General features: G+C 67.1%; 16 protein-coding genes. 13 read left to right on the top strand and 3 right to left on the bottom strand.

The annotated features are described in order from the left end of the window. Positions 1-267: 267 nt before the first annotated feature. Positions 268-1587, bottom strand: coding sequence for a hypothetical protein (locus DFJ65_RS16935; RefSeq protein WP_115924513.1), 1320 nt, complete (start codon positions 1585-1587; stop codon positions 268-270). Between the two features lie 898 nt (positions 1588-2485). Between DFJ65_RS16935 and DFJ65_RS16940 the strand changes: the two genes are divergently transcribed. From DFJ65_RS16940 to DFJ65_RS16955, 4 genes are all read left to right on the top strand, one after another. Further along, positions 2486-3076, top strand: coding sequence for a helix-turn-helix domain-containing protein (locus DFJ65_RS16940; protein WP_170144166.1), 591 nt, complete (start codon positions 2486-2488; stop codon positions 3074-3076). A 41-nt stretch (positions 3077-3117) separates the two neighbouring features. After that, the gene (locus DFJ65_RS16945; RefSeq protein ID WP_147301449.1) at positions 3118-4341 is read left to right on the top strand and encodes an MFS transporter; all 1224 of its coding nucleotides are present in this window, start codon (positions 3118-3120) and stop codon (positions 4339-4341) included. A 420-nt stretch (positions 4342-4761) separates the two neighbouring features. Beyond that, on the top strand, positions 4762-4935 hold the full coding sequence (locus DFJ65_RS17615; RefSeq protein ID WP_170144167.1) for a hypothetical protein: 174 nt from the start codon (positions 4762-4764) through the stop codon (positions 4933-4935). Between the two features lie 547 nt (positions 4936-5482). After that, positions 5483-5815, top strand: a complete 333-nt coding sequence (locus DFJ65_RS16955; protein ID WP_115924521.1) for a hypothetical protein — start codon at positions 5483-5485, stop codon at positions 5813-5815. A 1440-nt stretch (positions 5816-7255) separates the two neighbouring features. Here the strand turns inward: DFJ65_RS16955 and DFJ65_RS17245 are convergent. Both DFJ65_RS17245 and DFJ65_RS16965 read right to left on the bottom strand, forming a co-directional pair. Next, the gene (locus tag DFJ65_RS17245; protein ID WP_147301450.1) at positions 7256-7669 is read right to left on the bottom strand and encodes a hypothetical protein; all 414 of its coding nucleotides are present in this window, start codon (positions 7667-7669) and stop codon (positions 7256-7258) included. A gap of 149 nt (positions 7670-7818) precedes the next feature. Continuing rightward, positions 7819-8271 (bottom strand): hypothetical protein, encoded by a 453-nt coding sequence (locus DFJ65_RS16965; RefSeq protein WP_147301451.1) that lies wholly within the window; start codon positions 8269-8271, stop codon positions 7819-7821. A 21-nt stretch (positions 8272-8292) separates the two neighbouring features. On the opposite strand from DFJ65_RS16965, the gene DFJ65_RS16970 reads away from it, so the two are divergent. The 9 genes from DFJ65_RS16970 to DFJ65_RS17010 all read left to right on the top strand — a co-directional run bounded on the left by DFJ65_RS16970 (position 8293) and on the right by DFJ65_RS17010 (position 20205). After that, positions 8293-9978, top strand: a complete 1686-nt coding sequence (locus tag DFJ65_RS16970) for a M23 family metallopeptidase (RefSeq protein WP_115924527.1) — start codon at positions 8293-8295, stop codon at positions 9976-9978. 56 nt (positions 9979-10034) lie between these two features. Next, the gene (locus tag DFJ65_RS16975; RefSeq protein ID WP_147301452.1) at positions 10035-10625 is read left to right on the top strand and encodes a DUF6668 family protein; all 591 of its coding nucleotides are present in this window, start codon (positions 10035-10037) and stop codon (positions 10623-10625) included. 10 nt (positions 10626-10635) lie between these two features. Continuing rightward, complete coding sequence (locus DFJ65_RS16980) at positions 10636-11118, top strand: hypothetical protein (protein ID WP_147301453.1); 483 nt, start codon at positions 10636-10638, stop codon at positions 11116-11118. A gap of 44 nt (positions 11119-11162) precedes the next feature. Continuing rightward, positions 11163-11963 (top strand): DUF8175 domain-containg protein, encoded by an 801-nt coding sequence (locus DFJ65_RS16985; protein WP_147301454.1) that lies wholly within the window; start codon positions 11163-11165, stop codon positions 11961-11963. Next, a complete protein-coding gene (locus tag DFJ65_RS16990) occupies positions 11960-13849 on the top strand; it encodes a hypothetical protein (protein ID WP_115924536.1) in 1890 nt (629 codons plus the stop codon). Before DFJ65_RS16985 ends, DFJ65_RS16990 begins: the two co-directional genes overlap by 4 nt. A gap of 49 nt (positions 13850-13898) precedes the next feature. After that, positions 13899-15413, top strand: a complete 1515-nt coding sequence (locus tag DFJ65_RS16995; protein ID WP_147301455.1) for an SCO6880 family protein — start codon at positions 13899-13901, stop codon at positions 15411-15413. A gap of 27 nt (positions 15414-15440) precedes the next feature. Then, on the top strand, positions 15441-17072 hold the full coding sequence (locus tag DFJ65_RS17000; RefSeq protein WP_115924540.1) for a hypothetical protein: 1632 nt from the start codon (positions 15441-15443) through the stop codon (positions 17070-17072). Positions 17073-17215: 143 nt separating this feature from the next. Next, positions 17216-18376, top strand: a complete 1161-nt coding sequence (locus DFJ65_RS17005; protein ID WP_245950503.1) for a toprim domain-containing protein — start codon at positions 17216-17218, stop codon at positions 18374-18376. Further along, positions 18376-20205, top strand: coding sequence for a type IV secretory system conjugative DNA transfer family protein (locus DFJ65_RS17010; protein ID WP_115924544.1), 1830 nt, complete (start codon positions 18376-18378; stop codon positions 20203-20205). Before DFJ65_RS17005 ends, DFJ65_RS17010 begins: the two co-directional genes overlap by 1 nt. The last annotated feature ends 38 nt before the right edge of the window (positions 20206-20243 follow it).

Raw genomic sequence — 20243 nt, forward strand, 5'->3', positions numbered from 1 at the left:
GCGCCGGCGCAGCTATCAGTGGGAAGCGCTGGTGATCGTGGCCATCGAGCCACCCACTGCTGCCGGGTCGGGACCGGCCTCGGCCAAGGAGGAGGCCGTGATCATGCAGCGGTGGGTGCCCGCGGCGGACCTCCGACCTGTGCCCGCCGATCCGAACAGAGCCTTCGGCGCCCGCTGACACATCACCGGGTGGGCGGCAGGTACAAACGGCCCGGGATTCGAGCCGGGGCGCGAGTCGTCGACGAGGACCCGGGACAGGATGGGGGTTCAGCTGAGCCGGCGGACGTGCTCGGCCGCGGCCCAGACCGCGGCCTCGTCCGCGGTGAGGTCTGGCGGCGCGGCCGCCAGCAGTGCCCGGCCCCAGTCCGGCAAGGCCCGTAGCCGCGCGTGGGCCTGGTCGACGGTGAGCGGAGTGAACGATCGACTGACTCGGAAGCCGCGCAGACGCGCGTCGAGTTCGGCTGCAACCGCGGCCGGCATCACGGCGGACCGCCCCTGGGCTTGCGCAGGATCGTCATCCTGGTCGTCGTGGTGGGGGGACCGGGCGCAAGCCGGCCCACCGATGCAGCGGGTTACCGCGTGGCGGCCGTGCTCGTCGACGACGTTCACCCACCCGCGGTCGCACTCGTGCGGCGGGATCGCCGCCGCGGCGTCATGCTGGGCCCTGCGCTGGTCGATCTCAAGCTCAACGAGGCGGGGGTGGTCGGCGTCGACGTCGAGGTCACGCAGGAGCCCGGCGAGCACGACTGCGGGGCGGGTGTGGATCTGGTGCGGGTCGAGGTCGAGCAGACGTTGACCGCGGCGCAGGCCCTGGTCTGTGAGTGCCGCGATCACGTCAGCGGCCGTCCAGGCCACGTTCGCGGTAGCGAACCTCATCAAGCATGGGGTGAGCCTTGAAACGGCTTCTCCGTCCAGCCAGGGCAGCTGGAGGGCCATCTGAGCGGCCAGAGTGGCCGCTGCGGCGTTCCGCCGCGGATCACACGCCTTTTTGGGGGACCGGCGCGGCGAAGCCGCGTCCGTTCTTCGGCCACTTGTGGCCGGTCTTTGACTGTGAAGGTTCAGAAGTTGAAGGTTGGTTACTCGAAAAGCTGCCCCTAAGGGGGAAGGTGGACGAAGCCCTAGCGAGTCAGCGCTGTCGACGAGCTGGGGGCCGAGGTAGATGACCCAGCGGCCGGCGTGCTGGCGGGTGAGACGGGTGAACCGGCGGCTGATCAGCGGCGGGATGTAGGCCAGCTGCCACACCGAGGGGATCCCGCGCTGAGGGTGACGACCAAACTCGGCTGCGAGAGCCATGCGCTCGTCTCGTCCGAGTTCGCGGCCGCGGTACAGCTCCATCGCGATGCCGAACTCGGCGGCGATTGCCAGAGCTCGCTGGACGGTCTTGGCTTCGCGGGTGCAGTCGGCCGCCACGATCGCCTTTTCTGCCCGTAGCTCACCGGTGCGGCCGTCCGCATGCATCGCAGCTGACGTCATCACTGCGCACCAGGTGGTCACCGCGATCTCGTGCCGGCGGCACGCCTCCCTGACCTCGCTGGTGGCAGCAAGAGCCTGCACCAGGTCGATGTACGCGCGGCGGCTTGCCCACACCGGCAGCCGACGTCGGGCGCGTCGAGGCAGCGACCCAGCGCCAATCCCAGAGACCGGGGGAGCGGCAGGGCGTCGCGCCCGGTCCGCGATCGCAGCGACGGTCGACGCGCGAGCGGCCGGCAGCAACGGCTTCGGCACGCGAGCCCCAACCCGCTGGCGGGGAAGCTGGACGCGAAAATGGGTAGGAGGTATCGTGGGCAGCAGAAGGCCACCTTTCGGGCTTCGTGGATCCGGAACCCGCGCCAACGGGGGATCCGAAAACTTCAGATACTCAACGCTTTACCGAGAAAGCCGCCGCGCCAACGGCGGCTTTCGGCATTTCAGGGCCCTGCCCTGAACCGGCTATCCGACCAAGGGAAGCCTCGGCTGAGGGGAGTCGGGCACGTCGGGAAGCGGCACCGCGTCAGGCAGGCCGACGTCGGTGGCCATCAGCGCCGAGACGTACTGCGACAGAGATACGCCACGCTCGGCTGCCCGTGCGCGTGCGGCATCAGCAACTCGCTTCGGAGGGCGGGCAGCGATGAAGTCTCGCTCACCCATGTGTTGGCGTCCCATAGGGCACACCTTCCCATCGAAACTGTTTCTTGTCGCCGCGACGCGCCGATTGCCTGTACCGTACAGGTGTACCTTTCAAAAATGAAGAGCGGGCCACCCTCGCCTGCGAAGAGACGATGCGGTGGCCCGGTCGGACACGCGGGGGGGACTAACACATGGTGCAGCGACCAGCCTCGACAGATCCCGAAGGACCACTACTTGCTGCCACCGGTGCCACGACCGCAACCGCGAGCATGAGTGTGGCCAGAACCTTCTTCATGGCACTCACCTCCCGAATCGATTACATGGCGGATTCAGCCACGATCTTAGCCGCTCCATGTTGACCATGACTAGGGTCGAGGGCGTGACCATCGGCCCGAGCGAGCAGCTTCAACAACGATTCCGCGCCCTTTCCGACCCGACCCGGCTGCAAATCGTGGAGGCCCTGCGATTCCGCACCAGGCTCACAACAGCGGAGCTGATAAAGGTAACGGGGAACCGCTCCCTCGCGCATCACTTACGCACGCTTGAGGCCGCGCAGATCATTCGGGTGGTGGGTGAACCGGACCGCACCCGAACCGTCTGGGAAGAGGTGCCGATCGGGCACCGCCCGCAGGCGGAGTGGGACGAGAGCATGGCCACGGATCCCGAGATGACGGCTGCGATCCGGGCTCTGGAGCGCGCCACCACCTACCGCCGCATCTCGCGCATGCGCGAGTTCGATGACCAGGTGCGCGACGGAGAGTGGGGAGACGACTGGGCCGATGCAGCGATTGGCCGCGACTACCAGCTGCAGCTGACTGCGCAGGAGCTGGAGCAGCTCGACGAGCAGCTGGCCGAACTGCTCGAGCGATGGAAGAAGATCTCACAGGCTGGTGGTGCTGACCGGGCGGAGACGGAGCACATTTACGTCACTCTGGCGGGATTCCCAGTGAATCTCGGGTCTCCTCGTTGAGCACCGGAGAGAACCCTCGGGTGTGGCATCAGCGACCGGGGGTGCGCCCGTACGTCGCCGCATTTGTGATCGACACCGCTGCCTCCGCGATGTTCTTCGTGGCACTGGCGTGGGTCATCGTGCACTCGACCGACAGTGCGTGGGTAACAGCGGCCCTGCTCGGGCTTGAGAGCGTTCCTCGAGCGCTACTGCTGATCGCCGGCGGGCTAGTGGGCGACCGGCTTGGTCTATTGAGGACCGCTCGGTGGACCCTGGCCGTGCGCATTCTGCTGGCGGCCGGCTTCGGCGGCGTTCTGCTGCTGGATGCGAACGTCCGCCTGATCCCATTGATTGCAGTAACGCTCATCTTCGGCTTGGTCGACGCGCTACATATGCCGTCGATTGACGGTCTGCGCGGCCTGGTAGTGACCGATGAAGAGGACCAGGAGCAACTAACGGCCACAATCGGGTGGACGACTCAGGTCATCGAGGTAGCAGCAGCCCCGGTGGCGGGCGCCCTCGTTGTCCTTACCGGTGGCGTGGTCGGGTGGACGATGCTTGCGCTGCTGCTGCTCGCGCGTGCGCTGCTGGGTTTGGTAGTGAGGTCGGGTTCCGTTGAGTCGATCCGCGGCGAGACCGTTGATGTGCTGACACATCATCCAAGAGCATTCACTCAGCAGCTGGCCCAGGGGCTCCAGGTCGTGAGAGGCGATCGCACCGTCGGTGCACTTCTCCTGATCTTCATGTTGGGGAACATGGCGAGCACAGCACCGCTGATCGCGGGTATTCCCCTGAAGGCCAAGGAGTTTGGTTGGTCTGGCGCGGTCTTTGGGGTAGCCACTCTGGGATTCTCGCTGGGTGCCGCCGCGGGTGCGTTCGCCTACTCTCACGCTGCTCGACGGGTACGCGACCGGCTGCGCTCGGGTGTGCTGGCGATGCTCGGGGCATCGATCGCCTTCGCCGCCTTGGCGGTTTCGACTGCTCCTTGGCAGGTGACGTCTGCGGCGATCGGGGGAGGCATTGCACTATCTTTCGCGGCCCAGACGTTCATCGCCCACATCACGACCGCAACGCCGACTGCGCATCTGGGCTTCGTGACATCCCTTCGCCAGGCCGCGATCTTCGGAGGCATTCCGATAGGTTTCGCGATCTACGGCACCTTGGCAGCAGCCCTGGACGTGCCCCGAGCTGGGCTCGTGATGACGTGCGGGCTGGCGCTGGTCAGCGTCGTCGCTCTGGTGACGATCCCAGCTCGTGCCCCCGACGCGCGTCCCTCTCAAAGATGAGTCGCTGAAGTTCCTCCGAGAACACGGCCTCGTCGAAGAACACGCGGACGTCAATCGCCAGCGTGGTCGCGATCGCTAGAAGCACGAATCCGGACGGGTTCTGAGTAACCCCCGCACGCAGGTTGGATAGCTGGCTGCGCGAAAGATGGAAGCCTGCCTGTTCCATCGCAGCTTTCAAGGGCAGCAGCCCCCAGGGCCGCGGGGTCCCAGTCGACAAGTCCTCGCTGGCGGCAAGGAGTGCGTTGTAACGGTCCGTGAAGGCGGGCAATAGCACAACCTCCACAGTAGCCAGCTATCCAAAAAAGTGGATAGTAAAGCTTTGTCCAACTAACTCGGCCAACCCTTCCACGAGGCCACTGCGCGGGGTTTGATGGCGGTGTCCATCAACGGACAAACCCAGGAGTAGAAGGGGACTCGCCAATGGGTAGCGACTACGGCACGGCCGAGCTAGTGGCGGTTTCCACCGAGCGCGTCGACGAGGCACCGGTACCCCCTCAGACCCGCGAAGACCTGGCACGGGCAGGGATCGTCGGCGTCAACCCGGACCTGGCAGAGCGCCTGCTGCGCTTTGGTTACGCCTCATCGGCCGCGTAGTCGGCCGGGGAGCCCGACTCGCGACGAGTGACCAACCGTTCGATCTCAGCTTTGATCCGCTCGGTGTCTCTCCAGAAGTAGCGGGGGTCCAACCCCACAGCATCGGATAGAGCGAACAGCAGCCTGGCCGGGGGTGCCTTGCGCCGCCCCGACGCATAGTGCCGGATCGCCGCAGGCGAGATTTCCACCCCATGCGCGGCGCACGCCTGCGCTAGCGCGGCGTAGGTCCAGCGACTGCCTGAGGGGTCAGGCAGCCAGTCCATGACCCACTGCAAGTTCTCAGCGAGGCCAGGGAGGTCCTGAGCGCCGGCACGATTGCTCATCTCAGAGGTAGTCACTTTCAGAGTTCGAGGATCCAACCCTCTTCCGTGCGCCTGAGCGTACGCCTACTCAACAGTCAACTACCCGCAAGTTCGACGAGCCCCAGTGAAAACGGGGTACCAACGCCCCCAGATAGAGCCGTACAGGTGTACCTTGGGATGCATGAGGAGTACACCTGTACGCCTCAAGGTTTTCAACATCGCGGCACCACTGAGGAGTTCGTCCAATGACCCTGCCCGACCTTGCCGCCCGACCGTCCGCGGACGAGGGGCTACCGCGCGAGGCACTGGCTGCGTGGGTGCAGCTGCCGGCGATCACGCTCGGCGCGTGCGCGTCCGAGGCATATGCGTGGGCCCTGATCCTGGGGAACCGATACCCCGGAGGATGTATCGCGGCCACGCTGCCGTCGGACGCGTCTCTGCGGATGTTGCGCGAACAAGCCGCTCGCTACTTGGAGTTGACGTCGCGGCTACCTCGCCTGCGGGCATTGCACAGCGTTGTCATTCCTCCGGGTAGTGCCGATCCGGTGATGTGCGATGTGCGGGCGGTTCTGGCATGAGTGCTCGGTACCGCTTCTTGGGGGCGGCGTATGGCCGCGGACCCCTCCTTTTCCACCCTGTCGGGCTTGGGGGTCTCCCCCAAAAAAAGTCCTTTCCCCTCTCCTCGGCCCGGCAGGGTGCTCAACGTTGGTTGGTGATGGGGCGATGAAGCGCCGCGCCGCGATGAAGAACGTGGAGAGCACGGCCGGTTCAGCGCCGGCGGTGCCGTTGTATCCGGTGCTGTCGGCGGAGGTCGACGACCAGGGGCAGGCGTGGTTCCAGGGCCGCCGGGTGGAGCTCGAGAACGGTGAGGAGCCACCGGCCGCGGTGATGCGGGTCGCTGCACAGGCGGCGGCTGCGAGGGAGGGCGCGGTGAAGGCCGTCCGAGTGCGGGCGGCGATGGGTGGCCAGGAGTGGCCGTTGATCGTTGATGCGACAGGTCAAGTGTGGGACGCACCGGTTGTGACGCGGTCGGCTGTGTCGCGACGCCAGAAGGCCGGTTTGGTCGCTCTCCTGACTGGTGTGTTGGCCATTCCCGTGGGTGGGGCCGCGTCGATCGTGGGGTCGCGGATGTCTGACTCGGAGCCGTCGACGAGGACGGTGCGAACGGTGACGGTTGCTGCACCGTCTGCTACGGCGACCCAGCTGCCCGTGCTGTCTCCTTCGGGGGAGCAGATGGTCGCCATGTGGTCCTCGGATGCTTTGGGCAACAGTGGGGCTGGATCACTGGGTGCGTCGTCGACGTCGTCGCCGGCTGTCGCCCTGGGTTCGTGTGTCGCGACGGTGATGCGTTCCGGGCGCGATAGCGCGGTGCGGTGTTTGCGGGCCGATAACGGCGCTCAGGTGTGGTCGGTCCGTGTTGATGCTTCGGGGACCTCGTTGTGGCCGTCTGGTGATGGGGTCGTGGTCACCTCGTCGTCGCAGGTTCGCGTCTTGGATGCTCGAGGTCGTACGCGGGCCTCGCGCACGCTGGGAAATGGTGAACGACCGCTGTTGCTGGGTTCGGGTGTGGCGGTCCAGGTATCGAGAACGACGGTCCTGATTGACCAGGCTGGCCGGTGGGTGCCGCGTGTTGTTCCGGTTGGAGCGTCCGTGGTGGGCACGCACGGTGAGGCTGCGGTGGTGGCTGACCGGTCGGGTCAGGTGTGGTCGGTGACTGATGGGCGGGTGGCTCCGGCCGCGGCCCGGTTGGCGGCTCCCGTCCAGGGCGCGAAGCCGGCGGGTGTGCTTGGTCTGACGCCGGATGGTTTCTTGTACGGCTGGGAGTCGCCGGCTAGGGAGCTGGTGGTGCAGCGGTTCCGTGTGAGTGCGCCGACCCGGCCGGTGATGACGGCTCGTGTTCCTGGGGGAACTGGGGTGGGGTCTGGGTGGTCAGCCTCGACGGTGTCGGGGAAGGCAGTGGTGTCACCGGGGGGCCGGTTGGCGGTCATCGAGGACTATCTGGTGGATCTTTTCTCGGGTCAGGCGCGGGTGTTGCCGAAGGGGTGGCTCACGACTCGCGTTCTTGATGAGCAGGTCTTCGGGCAGGCCAGTGGCTCTTCGGTCGTGGTGGATGCGCAGGGGCGCACCTTGTGGAGTGTGGATGCTCCGTCCGGGGTCGACGTGGGTGTTCCTGCGGCCCAGATTTCCGGTGTCTCGTTCATTCCCGCCTCGGTGGGGTCCGAGACCCGTTTGTACGCGACGCGCACTGTCCTTCCTGGTGGTGCTGGTAGTGCGTCGTCGCCTTCGTCTGTGCCGTCGTCGACGGCCACCTCCTCCTCCCTCCCCTCTGGGCGGTCGGCGACGGCACAGACCCCCTCTTCTTCGGTTCGACCGTCCTCGACGGCTTCGAAGGGCGGTGGTGCGAAGTGAGCAACGCAGTTCGTCGGATTCACCGATGCGTTCCGGGGCTCCTGGTCGGCGCGGTCGCCTGGGCGTGCCTGACCGGGTGCGGCGACGACACGGCCCCGTCCGGTGAGACCCGGACGGTGACGGTGACGGCGTCAAGTCCGGTGTCGGTTCCGACTCCCTCGACCGCGACCACTCACGCAGGGGAGCTGAACTCGTCGTCTTCTTCTCCGGCTTCGTCGTCGTTGTCGTCGTCGAGTGCTGTTTCTCGTGATGAGGAGGGTGAGTGGCAGACGACTCCGCCGGCCACCCACGGGCCGGGTTCGCTGCCTGCCGACAGTGAGCGGGCCTTGCGGGCGGCCGCGAAACGGTTTGTCGAGCTGTGGGCTCGTCCCACGGTGGGGGAGAAGGCGTGGCGGGGCGCGTTGAACCCGTTGATGACGCCGCGGGGACGGTCACTGATCCAGTGGACGGACCCGGCGAATGTGCCGGCGTTGCGGATCTCGGGTGAGCCACAACGGGTGCCTGAGGGGTCGACCACGGGGGCGTTTCCGGTGATGGTGCCGACCGCGCAGGGGAATGTCGTGGTCAACCTGGTGCCTGCTGCTGCTGGTGGCCCGAGCACGTCCTGGCTGGTGGAGGGCTTCACCTTGCCGCAGGGGATGCATTGATGAACAAGATCGTGGTCGGTGTCGTGGCCGGTTTCCTTGGCTTGGTGCTGTTGATCGCGGTCCTTGTGGCGCCTGGCGTTGACGAGGACGAGACGTCAGCGGTGTGCGACCCCGCCCTCGCGGCCTGGGGTGGCACCGCAACGGGTCCGGTGCGGCTGCCGATGGTGGGCCCTGGCGTGGTGACGAGCAATTTCGGGATGCGAGTGAACCCGGGCGGGATCCTCAAGGGCACGTACATGCTGCACGCCGGGATCGATATCGACGGCAACGGGACGCAGATCGTGGCCGCGATGGCAGGCCGGGTGGTGACGGTCCGCAACGACCGCTACTCGGGGCATCAGGTTCAGGTCGACGTCGGATCGGGAACCCGGATGGATTACAACCACCTGGTGACCGGGTCGGCCAAGGTCAAGGTCGGTGACACCGTGTGGCCCGGCCGGTTGATCGGCACCGAGGGTGCAACGGGCAACGTCAACGGTGTTCACCTGCATTTCGGGATCTTCGTGGGCGGGAAGGCGACTGATCCGCGGCCGTGGATGGCTCAGCACGGGGTGACTCTGCCTGCGGTGGGTGGCCGCGTGACCGGTGCGCCGGCGGCCGCGGCACCCCCGGCCCAATCGGGCCCGGGCGGGTCGACGCAGTACGTCGGGCTGGGGAAGGTTCAGCCACAGACGGTGTCGGTGGCGAACCGGGTCGGGCCGATGTTCAACATCAAGACGGTTGGCGGGTACCGCCCGCCGCCGACGTCGGGCCCGAACTATGACCCGCAGGGTCATCAGGCCGGGCTGGCTTTGGATTTCATGACCAACGACATCCCGAACGGGAAGGCCACCGGCGACAAAGTTGCCAAGTACCTGCAGGACAACGCCGGGGCGCTGGGGGTGCGCTACATCATCTGGTATCAGCGCGTCTGGCGCGCTGAGCGTCCCGGTTCGGGATGGACCCCGATGGCTGACCGGGGATCGGTCACTCAGAACCACAAGGACCACGTGCACGTTTCGCTGCACGGCGCCCAGGGCGCGGTTCGCCCGGTGAGCCTGGAGGGTGCCGGGGGGCAGCTAACGAAGCAGGGTCAGGGCACCGCGGCCTGGGCGTCGTGGATGCCGAAGTCGGTGGGTCCCTATGGGCGTGAGCAGGTCGCGAACGCGGCCCAGATCATCAAGGCCGGCTTGGACATGCGCCTGGACGCCAAGGCGATCACCATCGCGGTGATGACGGCGATGGGCGAGTCGTCGCTCCAGGTGCTCGACCGCGGGGACGCGGCTGGTCCGGACTCCAGGGGCCTGTTCCAGCAGCGAGACAACGGTGCGTGGGGCAGTTACGCGGACCGGATGACCCCGTACATCTCCGCGCAGAACTTCTTGAAGGTGCTGCGGACGTTCGACTACGCCTCGATGCCGCCGACGCTGGCGGCGAATCGGGTGCAGCGCAACGCCGACGCGAACTATCACGGCGCGTTCTGGGCGGATGCGGTGCAGATGGTGGCCGCGTTGACCGCGAACCCGGAGTTGTTGCGGCAGCTGCCGGTGTCGGGTGGCAGCGGGCTGGCCGGTCCGTGCCCCGAAGGCCCGTCCAGTGACCCAGCGGGCGACACCAAGGTTGCGGCGGGTCAGAACCCACCGCGCTTCATCGCAGGAATCGAGGCTCACCGCTGGGCGCGTGAGCAGAGGGGAGTGAAGGCATGAAGTTGTTGAAGGCGACTCCGGAATCCGAGCACCGGGGGAAGCGGCCGGCTCAACTGGTGAGCAACCCGTTCATCCGGGCCGAGGTCGAAATGGAGAGCGAAGCGCTGCAGCCGTTCGCTGAGCCCGACCCGCTGATTCTGGGTGATCGGGTTGTCGAGCCCGGGCCGCGGGCACCGCTGCACGCGAACCAGTCAGCGGCACCGCTGACGACCGGGCCGTTGCAGGTCTGGGGTTTGCATGGGGGAGCGGGTGCGTCGACGCTGACGACCTTGCTCTCCGAAGCGGGCTGCGATGTGGTCGACGCGGGCCGGTGGGATCCGTCGACGGCGATCGAAGGCCCGTGCGTGGTGGTGGCCACCACCCGTGGCGCGGGCCTGGCAGCGGTCAAGGCGTTCGCGCATGCCTGGCACACCGGCCAGTTGCCCGCCGCAACGGTGCTGGGTGTCGTGCTGGTCGACGACGCCCCACAACAGCCAAAGGCCATGAAGAAGGCCGCTCCCGGCGCGTCAGGGGTGCTGCCGAGGTTGTGGCGGATCCCGTGGTCCGAAGACCTCCGGATGGCCACGTCCCCCTCACCAGATCTTCCGCTGTCGTGGCGAACTCGCCTGTCCATCAAAAGCATTCACCGCACATACACCTCTTTGTAAGGAGAACATCATGGAAGTTCCTGACGCAGTCGCAATCCCCGGTATCGACCGGTTCATGACCTACCTCGGGTGGGGTCTCTACACCGCTGGAATGGCGGTGATGCTCGGCGTGATCTGTGGCGTGATCTGGATGATCGTCGGCGCCTTCCGTCGAGGCGCGTTCGAGGGCGGAAAGCTGATCTTCATCGGCTTCGTCGCGGGCGCGATCATCTCCAGCGCCGCGGTCCTGGTCGGTCAATTCCTGCAAGGCGTCCCTTCGATCACCCCGCAGGAGCCGCCGTGGCTGAACGCGGTCAACACCCTCATCGGCTGGGCCCTGTTCGGCGGTGGGCTCGCCGCGCTGGGTGCAGTCATCGCGGGCGCGGTGTGGCTGATCATCGGCGCCGTCCGGCACGGCGTGTACGAGGGCATGAAGGCGATCGGTATCGCTCTGGTCGGTGCCGCTCTGCTCGGAACGATCAGCACCTGGTTCGGCTCGGTCCTCGCGTTCTGAAAAACCCTGCACCGCAACCTGTTTGGTGACCGAGGAGGTCAAACATGTTCAACAAGAAGAACGCGGATAGCGGACCGCGGGTGGACGATCCGCGACCGTGGGGGATGCGTGGTGCCGGGTGGCCACTGTTCGCGGTTCCGGTGATGTTCCTGGTCGTGGTGGCGATGATCGCGGTCTTTGTGTTCGGTCGCGGCGGAGACGACACGGCCTCGAGCGAGGCGACCGTCACCGTGACCCCCTCGGCACCACCAAACACAGCGGCACCCTCGACGCAGGCCCCGACCACCGCGACCAGCGAACCCGCTCCGGGGGGGACATGCCCGACACCGAAGGAAGACACGGTGCCGGCGGACACCGTCGCGTGGAAGACGACCTGGGAGATCGCCGGCCAGGCGATTGCGCCGTTGACCGAGTCCGGTCCGAAGGTGAAGCAACCCGACGGGGTTCGGCGCTGCTTTGACCGCTCCCCACGCGGCGCGGTCGCGTTCGCTGCAAACGTCTACTTGGGTTTCACCCAGAGTCCGGAGGTTGCGCGGCAGGTCCACTTGCAGCAGATGACTCCCGGTGCGCACCGCGAACGGGGTCTGCAGAGCCCAGGGTGGTCGGATACCTCGGTTCAGTTCAGCATCGCCGGCTACCGAGTCTTGGCGTGGAGCCCGGACGCGGCACAGATCGAGCTGGCAGTGGCGGTGAGTTCACAGCCGGGGCAATGGTCGCTGGTCTCGCCGCGGATTGTGTGGAAGGACGGAGATTGGAAGGTTGACGGGACCAATGCCGGCCCTGCGCCGACGGTCCTGGACTCGCTGGCGACCATGACCCGATGGGGCCCGGGGGAGTCCTCATGAACCCGGTGGGTACGGCCGCAGTGCCAGGCGTCGACTTCGGCTGCATCATCAACCTCCCGGTGTGCGCCGCTGGGAAGCTAGGCGGCAAGGCCATCGACAAGGTCACCGATGGTGCTTGGGAGAAGATCGTTAAGGGCTTCCTTGAGGGCATGGTGATGCTCCTGGAGAAGCTGTCGACGTTCTGGATGAAGTTCCCGGATCCGCAGATCACGGATGTGACCAAGCCTGAGGGCGCGATGATCGGGCCGATGCAGCTGCTGTCCGATCAGCTGTCGGGGTGGGTGGCAGTCTGCAGCCTGGTTTCAGTGGTCGTGTGCTGTGTGCGAGCGATCCGGCAGGTCTCGGCCCGACCGTTCAGCGAGGCCGCCATGTCAGTGCTGATGGTGGTGGCGGTGCAGCTCGGGCTTGCTGGAGCGGTCCAGGCCGGACTGGCCGCGACTTCGGCCCTGTCGGAGTCGCTGCTGGCCACCACGGGGAAGAACAAATCCTTGTCGGGGCTGGTCAGCGTGAACGACGCGATGTCTTCGAATCAGTCACTTGCGGTGTGGTTCATCCTGGCGTTGCTGGCCATCCTCTCCTCGCTGATGCAGTTGATGTTCATGCTGATGCGGGGGCCGCTGATCATGTTGCTGGTGCTGTGGATGCACTTCGCGGCCGCGACCGCAGCCAGTGATGAGGGGCGTGTCCGCGCCAAGAAGGTGATCGGTTTGTTGATCTCCTTCTTGATCTACAAGCCGGCGGCGGCGGCGATTTACGCGCTGGGGTTCATGTTGATCTACGGCAACGGCACCGACGGTGCACCGTCCAAAGACGCGTTCATGAACACGATGTACGGGTTCATGACCGTGCTGATGGCGGCGATCGCGCTGCCGGCCGTGATCCGGTTCATCGTCCCGTTAGCTGCTGCCACGACCTCGAACGCGTTCTCCGGGGGCGCGGCCGCGGGAGCGGCTATCGCTGCCGGGTCGGCGGTCGTGACGATGGGCAAGGCGGGTGCGGCCACAGGTGGTTCGTCGAGGGCCGCGCAGGGCTCGGCGGTGAAGTCGACCACGGGCCGGATGTCACAGACGGGCACCAGCACCGGACAAACCGGCGACGGTGGAAACCAAAGCCAGAGCGTTGGAATGAGATCCGCACCGGGCAGCCGGCAGGCCGCAGCTCTCATGGGTGGCGGCTCGAGTGGCGGCCTCGCTGGTGGTGCTCAGGGTCTGAGCGATCCGGGGCTGTCGAAGGGGGCGCCGAACGCGATCCCGTCCGACTCCGGGACGGCGCCAAACGCGATCCCGTCCGACTCCGGGACGGGCGGGTGGGGATCGGTCGGCGGTCCGGTCACGAAGACGACCGGGGCGAACACAGGCACGAATGTGTCGACGCCGCAGTCGTCCTCACCGATCCCAGCTGCACCGGCTGCTATGGCAACGGGTGGGCACGGTCAGAGCGCACCCAAGAGCCAGCCCGGTGCGACGAACGGTTCGACGAGCACCGTTCGCTCCGGTGCTGAGGCGAGCAGCGGGGGAGGACGCGCGGCCGGGTTCGGTTCTGCGCCTGCTGGGGTGCGGAGTGCGTACTCGGTCCCCGGGGGCGTCAGCAAGGGCGGCGGGACGAACCCGGCACCGGCTGCGCCAACGCCACCGGCTGCGCCACCGCGGCCGTCACTGCAAGCACAGTCCGGCGGAACGGCGTCCGAGTCGTCGTGGCGACCGTCCGGGTCGCCGGCCTACGGCCAGGGCAGGGGTGGAACGACCCGTCCGATACCGACCCGCCCAGGCGGGCAGGTGCCGCCGTCGCGGCGGGACCAGATGGCTTTGCCGTCGTGGGCGCGCGGGGCTGGTGAGGCGGGACGACGCATGTCGTCCTCGGACCAATTGATCCCTCCCGGCCACTGACACACAAACCAAACCCGGCCCCCCCTTTTCGAACTTCAAGGAGTAGATGATGACGACCGCTGATGAAGTGACCGGGACCAAGGAGCGGATCCGGTACGGCAACTTCCGCAAGCCTGGCTGGCCTGGATTGTTCAAGACCTCACCGGGTGAGAGCGCCGTCGTGGGTTTGTCGACGTTCCTGCTGGTGCCGTTGATGTTCTTCAAACTGTGGTGGCCGATGCTGGCACTGGCGGCGTTCGTGTTGCTGGTCGAGATCCCGTTGGTGTGGCCCTCACGCAAGGGCTCACGGGCCCACCGGCTCGCGCGACGTAGGGCGTTCAGCGCCGCGCGGCGTCGTGGGGAGACCGCGTTGGTGCAGGGCCCTACGGGTCGCACCCCGGATGGTCGGACCCGGCTGCCGGGTATGGCTGCACAGACGGTGCTGCACGAGTGGGAGACGAACCTGGGCGACCCGGTCGGGGTGATCGAGTGGCCCAAGTCGAAGCTGTGGACGGTCGCGGTGCGGTGCATGCCTCCGGGTCGTGCCGGGCGTGATCAGGAAACGATCGACCGCCTGGTCGCGTCGTGGGGTGGCTTCCTGGCCTCCCTGGGCCTGGAGCGGGTCGCGGGTGCGTCGGTGATCGTGGAGACCGTGCCCGGCGCGGGTCGGCGTCAGCGGGCCAGCGCCACCCGTGGCCTGGTCGAGGGTGCACCGGAGTTTTCCCGGATCGCGTTGGAGCAGGCTCTCGCGGGGGAGGACGACTGGGAACCGATGACCCGTGTGTGGGTCACGATCACCTTCGATGCGCGTCGCACGTTGGGTTCCAGGCCGCGCACCGAGGAACAGATGCGCACGTACCTGTCCGGTCGACTGCCGTTCATCCTGGGTGACATTCGGACCACGGGGGCCGGCGAAACGGCTCGGTTCTGCGACGCGCAGGAACTCATCGACACCGTGCACGGGATGGTCAACCCCTCAGCCGAGGCCGCGATCGACGAGGCCCGTCAGACTCGACGCGGGACCGGGCTGGACTGGCGTGACGCCGGCCCCATGCTCGCGCTGGAGCATTACGACCGGTGGGAGCACGACGGCGCGGTGTCGCGGTCGTGGGTGATGCTCAGCCCGGCGCGTGGTGAGCAGACAGATGAGGCGTTGGACCCGCTACTTGCTCCGCACGCGGAGGTTCAGCGCAAGCGGGTCGCGGTCCTGTTCCGTCCGGAGGAAGCAGTGAAGTCCGCGCAGTCCGCCGAAGCTCAGGTGAAGTCGGCCTCGTTCGGTGCCTCCAAGAACGAGCGTCTGACGTCCCGGCAGCGCGACGAGCTGACGGCTGCGCGGAAGACCGAGGACGAGGAATCAGCCGGTGCCCTGCTGCAGCGGTTCTCGATGATCGTCACCGCAACGGCCTTCTCCGATGAAGAGCTGGAGTTCTCCAGCAACACCATCGAAGGGTTGCTGGATCGTCGCCGGCTGCGTCACCGCATCGCGTACGGGTCACAGACCGTCGCGGCGATGGCCTCGACGCCCATCGGCCTGGTGGTCGCCCGCGAAACCAAGCTGCCCGACGTCGTCCGCGACGCCCTGTAAACGAGACGAACTGTTGAGGAGCCAGTGATGACTGACCTTCTGGAACCAGACCAGCACGAGGCAGCACGGGTCACCGTGGGGCGATGGGCCGGGGTGGGCCCGACCCGCCAAGAACTCGACAAGCGCGAGCGTGCGCAGCGGCGCAAGCAGCAGACCAAGATGTTGTTGAACCCGTGGGACGCGGCCGGGTCCGAACCGGGAGAGCGAGGCTGGACCGGCCCCGGGGGTGGCCGCACGTTCTGGCGGGAACCGCCGCCGGAGATCCGTGGAACCTCGGTGCAGGTGAACGGTGCGTTTTACCCGTTCGGGATCAGTGGCGGTCTGCCCAGTGTCGGTGTCCCGATCGGCCGCACGCTCACCCTGGCCGCCGAACGGGTCAGCTGCGACCCGATCAGTTGGTTCCTGGCCAACCGGTTGCTGTCACCGATCATGTTCGTGCTGGGCCTGCCTGCACTGGGCAAGACGTCCCTGATTCGTCAGATGGTGTCGATCATGCCCAACTGGGGCATCACCCCGATCATCATGAGCGACATCCGCCCGGGCACCGACTTCGGCCCGGTCATCGACTCAATCGGCGGGTACCGCATCGAGGTGGGCCCAGGAGCGGGCACCATCAACCCGCTCGACCCCGGACCGATGGCCCGGTACATCGGAAACTTGCCGGACAAAGAACTGCTGGAATGCCTGGCGATGATCCGCAACTCCCGGATCAACCTCACGCAGGGACTCCTGGAGATCGTGCGTGGGAAACCGTTGGCAGACACCGAAAAGACGCTGCTCGCGGCCGGGATCGACGTCCTGGACCAAGAGCATGACGGGATTCCGGTCCTGGAAGACCTGGTCGCCGTGGTGGCCGCACGGCACCCGCGCCTTCGCCAGGTCGCCTATGACCGCGGCGACGACAACCGATACGACGACCTGTCCGAAGGGCTGCTGCGGTCGCTGGCAGCCCTGGGCGGTGATGGGCCGTTCGGCTCAACGTTCGCCGGGCAGTCCAGTTTCGACCTGGACCTGACCCGTCCGGTCGACATGGACCTGTCCTCCATCCCGCAGGGAGCAGACGAGCTGATGGGCGCGGCACAGTTGGCGACCTGGTCGCTGCTGTCGTCGACCGTCGCGGCCGCGAAGTACCTGGCCGAGGCCGGTGTCATCGAGGACCGCACCTATCTACTGGTCGGAGACGAACTACACCGACCATTGAAGGCGTTGCCGGTGATCGCGAAGTACCTCGACGTGATGATCCGGTTGATCCGCACGTTGAAGCTCGGGGCGATCTTCTGCACGCACACAATGGAAGACCTGCGCCTGCCGGACCCGCAGCTGACGACGCTTGCGTGGGGGTTCGTGGAGAAATCGCCCCTGGTCGTGATGGGCGGGTTGTCGCGTAAGGAAATGGGCAACCTGGTGACCGTCTTCGACATGTCGAAGACGGAGCAGGACCAGCTCGTGGGATGGACCGACCAGCCGGCGGTGGACCCGGACACCAGCCAGGAAGGTGAGCCGCCCGGGCGAGGGAAGTTCTTGCTGAAGGTGGGCCGGTCACCCGGTGTCGCGTTCCGGGCGAACCTGTCCCCGGTGGTCAAAGAGGTCAACGACACCAACAGCTCCTGGGATGAGTTGCGGGCCGCGCGCATGTACGACGAGCGGAGCCTGCGATGAGCGACCCCGACTTGGCGAACGATGCACTGACCCGGGCAGCCCTATCGGCGTGGGAAGAACCGTCCCGGCGGCCTGCGCCCTCACCAGAACGCGACCGCCGGGCCGCGGCCCGGCAGTGGCTCGACCCCGCTGTCGTGGATCGCATGTACGCGATCAACGAGCTGGCGGCGCAATGGTTCGAGTCGCACTACGAGGGTTCGTGGGCGCAAGAGCACCTGACCGGCCGCACCCACGTTGATCTGGCCGGCGACCGCGGAGCGCGGCCGGGGTGCGCACCTGATCGGTGGCGTGGACTGGTGGAGCATCTGCAGTCCGAAGGGGTCAGCGAGGAGGAGATGCTGCAGGTCGGTGTCGCGTTCCGTTCGGGCCGGGGCCGGGTCGTGGACCTGATGCGCGACCGGGTCGTGATGCCGGTGCACGACGACACTGGCCGCATCGCCGGCTTCGTCGGCCGGGAGAACCCTGACAACCCCGGAACAGCGAAGTACATCAACACCAAGCGAACCGAACTGTTCGACAAGGGCGAACTGTTCTGTTCGGCTCTGCCGGTTCGTGGGCAGGTCGCGATCGTGGAAGGGCCGGCGGACGCCCTGGCCATCACGATCGGGTCGGGTGGACGGGTGGTCGGTGCCGGCACCCTCGGAACGGCACTCACTCAAGGGCATGCCGAACGGTTGGCCGAGCTGGCTCAGGAACCGATCGTGTGGCGCGACAACGACGGCCCCGGGTGGGAAGCCGCCGAGCGGGACTTCCGGTTGTTGACGCAGTACGGGGTGGAACCGTTGATGACGACCGGGCCCGAAGGAGCAGACCCGGCCGATGTGCTGAAAACGGACGGTGCGGCCGGGATCCAGACAAGGCTGGATCAGGCGCGCCCTGCCGGTGAGGTGCTCATCAAGTACCACCTCAGCGCCGGCCGCACCAGCGAAGCCGTGAGCGTTGCCGCGGAGCGGGAGCCCTGCTATTGGGCACCGGACGCGGCCCGGATCGCGAACGCAGCCGGAGTCGAGGTGCAAGCCGTGCGGGACGCGCTGGCCGCGCACGTCACCGGAGCCGCGGAAGTCACGCTGCCGCTGGCGACCGGCAACGAGCCCCGTGGGGTGGCTGCCGGCACTGAGCCGGGTGCCGGATTCGAGGCAGTGCAGGCCGCGGACACCGGCCGCGCGTCGGTGCGGGAGCAGCTGCAAACCCTCGCGGCGCAGCAGCGAGCGGGGGTGGTTGAGCGGTCACCAGTAGTGGCCGCACAACCAGCCCACTTCCAACGGAATCTGAGCAGCAGTACCGAGAGTGAACGGGGGATGTGATGCGGCAACCGGAGCGTCAGGACCGGCGCGGCCAGGATGTGGTGTTGGCCGGGTGCGGCTTCGGCGCCGTCGGCATCATCGCCCTGGGTGGGCTGATGGTGTGGGTGGCCGCGGCCGCCGGCGGACACGGCCACGGCTCCCCAGTGGGTTGGATCATGCAGGCCGTGACCGGCGATGCTGCGCTGTGGTCGACGACCGCCACCTCCATCCTGATCCTGGAGGGCATCGTGCTCGTGGCGTGCACGGTGTGGGGTGCTCGAGCGTGGTGGCGCTGGAACAAGTCCCGCGCCCGGATCGACGCCCGCGCTAAGTACATGTCGACCAACCGGGACATCAACCCGCTCACCGAGCAGGCCGGTACGAAGGCCGCTGAGCGGCTTGGCGTCACCGGTGCGGGGCTGCCGGTCGGGACCAGCATCCTGCGCAAGCGGCGGCTGTGGTCTGGGTGGGAATGGTCCCTGCTGATGGTGATGGGAACCCGTGCCGGTAAGTCCTCGTGCGAGGTCGTCCCGCGGATCCTGCGGGCAACCGGCCTACCGGTCGTGACGACCAGCAACAAACCGGACGTGTACTACGACACCCGCGCCGGCCGGGAAGCGGCCGGCACGATCTGGTGTCTTGACCTGCAGAACATCACGGGGCAAGTCGGGGGTCAGGGCAATGACCCGCAGTGGTACTGGAACATGCTCGACTTCGTCGACGGGGTCGAGCGCGCGGACGAGCTGGTGGACATCCTCTCGGCCGCGGTCACCCCGGGCAACGCCCGTACGGACGCCTACTTCACCTCGGCGTCGCGGGCGTTGCTGTCCGGGCTGCTGCTGGCAGCCGCGGTCGGTGAACAGCCCATCACGCAGGTGTATGAGTGGCTGTCCGACCCAAACCAGCGAATGGATCATGCCGACCCGCTGGCCCTGCTGGAACGTCACGGGTACTCCCAGGTGGCCACCGATCTTCGCGAGAAGATGAACCTCACCGAGAAGCAGCGGGACGGTGTGTACGGCGGTGCCCGTGAATGGGTGTCATTCATGCGATCCCCCGCGGTGGTGCGGTGGATCGCACCGTCCGGTGAGGGCGAGACACGGCGCCGGTTCACGGCCGAGCAGTTCGTCACCTCGACCGACACGCTTTACCTGTTGTCGAAAGGCCGGGGCGGAGCCGCCGGCCGTGCCGTGGTGGCTGCGCTGACCCGGGCGGTGATGATCGCCGGCGAACAGCTCGCCTCCCGGCAAGGTGGGCGAGTAGCGAACCCGATCGTGTTCGAGCTCGACGAGGCCGCGAACGTGTGCCGCATCCCCGAACTGCCCGACCTGTTCACCTACTACGGCGGCCTGGGACTGCTGATCTCGGTGTACCTGCAAAACCCTGCCCAAGGCGAAGAGTGCTGGGGGGAGAACGGGTGGCGACAGATGTACTCCAGCGCGAACGCTTTGCTGATCGGGCGCGGGATCCGTGATGAGAAGTTCCTGCCCGGTGTGGTGCAGATGATCGGGGACCGTCACTGGGTCGAACGCACCCGCAGCCGCGGAAAGGGCGGGTCGAGCACGAACGAGACGCACCGCCAGGAGCACATCGTGACGCTGGCCGACCTGACTGCGTTGGAGCAAGGCCGGGCGATCCTGCACGCCTCGGGCTCCCGGCCGATCCTGATCCGGCTCGACCACTGGTCAGCCACCCCCTCCACGAACGAGGCCGTCACCTCCTCGCGTGAGCTGTACCGGCCCGCGCAGGAAGCCAGTGACGTCGACGGTGCACGCCCGATGGCTTGGGCGGCGACAGCCGCCGGCGCAGGAACCGATGCAGGGTTCAAGGGGGCGAGATCGCGGTGGTGAAACGCAACCCCACCGGGGAGAACGAAGCACTCACTGCC

It is taken from the genome of Calidifontibacter indicus, assembly GCF_003386865.1.
GTDB classification, from domain to species: Bacteria; Actinomycetota; Actinomycetes; order Actinomycetales; family Dermatophilaceae; genus Yimella; species Yimella indica.